Source organism: uncultured Planktosalinus sp., assembly GCF_963973675.1.
Lineage (GTDB): Bacteria > Bacteroidota > Bacteroidia > Flavobacteriales > Flavobacteriaceae > Planktosalinus.
In genome coordinates this window covers 1-2627 of the sequence record NZ_CAXBAN010000370.1, presented here as the reverse complement: position 1 = coordinate 2627, position 2627 = coordinate 1, and the positions used below count along the sequence as shown (strand labels likewise).

The window sequence follows — 2627 nt, the reverse complement described above, 5'->3', positions numbered from 1 at the left end:
GCCTCATTTCTAAATACCCTTCCCGGGGAAATGGTGCGGATGGGCGGTTTGTTATTTTCCATATACCGCACTTGCACCGATGAAGTGTGCGTTCTTAATAAAACATCAGGATTGGTTTGTATAAAGAAAGTATCCTGCATATCACGTGCAGGATGGTATTCCGGTAAGTTCAATGCTGAAAAGTTGTGCCAGTCGTCTTCGATTTCAGGACCTTCAGACACATTAAATCCAATGCGTGAAAACACATCTATAATTTGATTTTTCACAATGGAAATTGGATGCCTTCCTCCAATTGAAATAGGATCTCCGGGTCTACTTAAATCTCCGTAAACTCCCTTTAATTCAACATTGCTTTCAAGCTTATTTTTAAGTGTTTCTACCTTATCTTGTGCAATTTGTTTTAATTGGTTGATTGTTTGGCCAAATTCCTTTTTTTGCTCATTGGGAACTTCTTTAAATGCGGCAAAAAAATCGTTTAAAATTCCTTTTTTTCCTAGATATTTTATACGAAAGTCTTCTACTTCTTGCAAGGAGGTCGCTGTAAAATTTTCAGCTTCACTAATAGCCTCTTTTATTTTTTTTAACATTTTTTGCGATTTAAAGTGGGCAAATTTAAAAATATATATTCAGAAGTGTGAGGTTTACTTTAAGAAGTTTAACGCTCACCGGTTGAACTTTTTAAAATGAATTTAAGATACAATCTTTTTTTCTAAAAAATATTCTACAATGGCTTCTTTCATTAAAATGCTCTGCTCGCCTGCTTTCAAAGGAGGTAATTGTTCTTTTATTTTATAGTGAGGCCAGCCCTCTTCATCCTGATAGTCAAATTCATAAAACCCAAATGGTTCCAACAGCCGGCATACTGCAATGTGCATTAAATTTATCTTTTCATCTTTTTTAAATTTTCGGTCAAACCGACCAAACTCTTGAACTCCAACTAAATAGATAATGGCATCTATATCAAGCGTTTCACCGTCAGCAAACTTTTGGCTTAATAAATGTACTATTTTTTCCCAACGCTCTTTTAACTGTATATCTCGTGCCATATGCCATTTTAGATGTTTTGTTCCCAATTTTTATCTTGACAAAGATACAAACCGCTTTCTAGTTTTACTATATTTACTGAGCTTAAACACTAATTTATGAATAGTATAGATATTGTTTTAGGAATCTTTTTGTTGATTGGTCTTGTTCAGGGCTTTAGAAAAGGTTTTTTTGTGCAATTGGCATCATTGATAGGTCTTTTTTTAGGAATAGTCGGCGCTATTTATTTCTCACATTATTTAGCTACTTTCATAACTACCTATACAAACTGGAATGAGCATTCAATAAATATTGCAGCTTTTGCAATTACCTTTATTGGGATTGTTTTTTTGGTTTCAAGCGTTGCTAAAATTATCACCAAGGCAGCAAATATGGCCGCTTTAGGGCTTTTAAATAAACTGGCGGGGTGTTTGTTTGGTATTTTGAAAATGGGCTTTATTGCCAGCGTAATTCTTCTGTTTATAAATTCTTTTGAAAACAAACTATCATTTTTAGATGAAGAAAAAAAGGAAGCTTCCTATTTGTACAAGCCTGTTTCAAAACTTGCACCTATGGTACTTCCTAAATTGATTAAAAGCATAAATGAATATGTAAGCAAAGAAGAGAAGCTAGAAGTTTAAAAATTAAGCTGATACACTTCTTCCAATTGCTGATCATTACTGATATTTACTTTCAAGTCATTAACTATTCCTGATCCAACTCCATAAGCCCAACCGTGAAGTGTTAGTTCCTGATTATTTTTCCAGGCAGTTTGAACAATAGATGTCTTTGCCAAGTCAAAAACTTGTTCTTTTACATTGAGTTCTACAAAAGTGTCAAAACGTTTTTCTTCATCTTCAATTGAGTCAAGTTGTTTTTTATGAAGTCTATAAACGTCTTTAATGTGCCTGATCCAGTTGTCGATAACACCAATTGACTGATTTCCCATAGCAGCTTTCACGCCTCCGCAACCATAATGACCACAAACAATCACGTGTTTAACTTTTAAAACGCTTACCGCATAATCTAGCACGCTTAACATATTCATGTCTGAATGCACAATCATATTGGCAATATTTCTATGCACAAAAACCTCACCGGGTTGAGCGCCAATTATTTCATTGGCAGGCACACGACTGTCTGCACAACCTATCCAAAGTAAAGGTGGTTGTTGACCATTAGCCAATTTTTTAAAATATTGCGGATCTAAGTCTAATTTACTTTGCACCCATTTCTTATTGTTTTTTAATAACGATTTATAAAAGTCACTCATGTTTAAATGTTTTTATGTTATAAAATTAATGTTTTAATCCATGTTTATCTAACCTTTTATAGCATTTTCTTTATAACTATAATGGTACAAAGTATTTTGTTTTTGTAAATTGAATTGAAAACCCATACAGAAATTAAGGCACATTATAAACTAATATTCAGTTATAATATTAATAACCTGAAGCTGATACTTACTCATCAACTTCAGGTTATAGATTGTAAAGTTTAATTATGTTTTAAACTTAATTTGTTATTCTAAAAATGTAACAGCTCCTGTGTCCAAATCATAAACGCCTCCAACAATTTTGATTTCACCATTTGCTTCCATTTCT

At 33.1% G+C, this 2627-nt stretch carries 3 protein-coding genes and 1 pseudogene; 1 reads left to right on the top strand and 3 read right to left on the bottom strand.

The features are described from left to right. Together AACY61_RS12150 and AACY61_RS12145 are read right to left on the bottom strand one after the other, a co-directional pair. A pseudogene (locus AACY61_RS12150) lies at nt 1-587 on the bottom strand (phenylalanine--tRNA ligase subunit alpha); the annotation flags it as partial. 102 nt (nt 588-689) lie between these two features. Beyond that, the gene (locus tag AACY61_RS12145; protein WP_339611840.1) at nt 690-1046 is read right to left on the bottom strand and encodes a hypothetical protein; all 357 of its coding nucleotides are present in this window, start codon (nt 1044-1046) and stop codon (nt 690-692) included. Nucleotides 1047-1142: 96 nt separating this feature from the next. Here AACY61_RS12145 and AACY61_RS12140 point away from each other — a divergent pair, with 96 nt between their 5' ends. Continuing rightward, nucleotides 1143-1664 (top strand): CvpA family protein, encoded by a 522-nt coding sequence (locus tag AACY61_RS12140; RefSeq protein WP_339611839.1) that lies wholly within the window; start codon nt 1143-1145, stop codon nt 1662-1664. On the opposite strand, the gene can is transcribed toward AACY61_RS12140, so the two are convergent. Beyond that, on the bottom strand, nt 1661-2296 hold the full coding sequence (gene can, locus AACY61_RS12135) for a carbonate dehydratase (RefSeq protein ID WP_339611838.1): 636 nt from the start codon (nt 2294-2296) through the stop codon (nt 1661-1663). The genes AACY61_RS12140 and can overlap by 4 nt on opposite strands. Nucleotides 2297-2627: the final 331 nt, after the last annotated feature.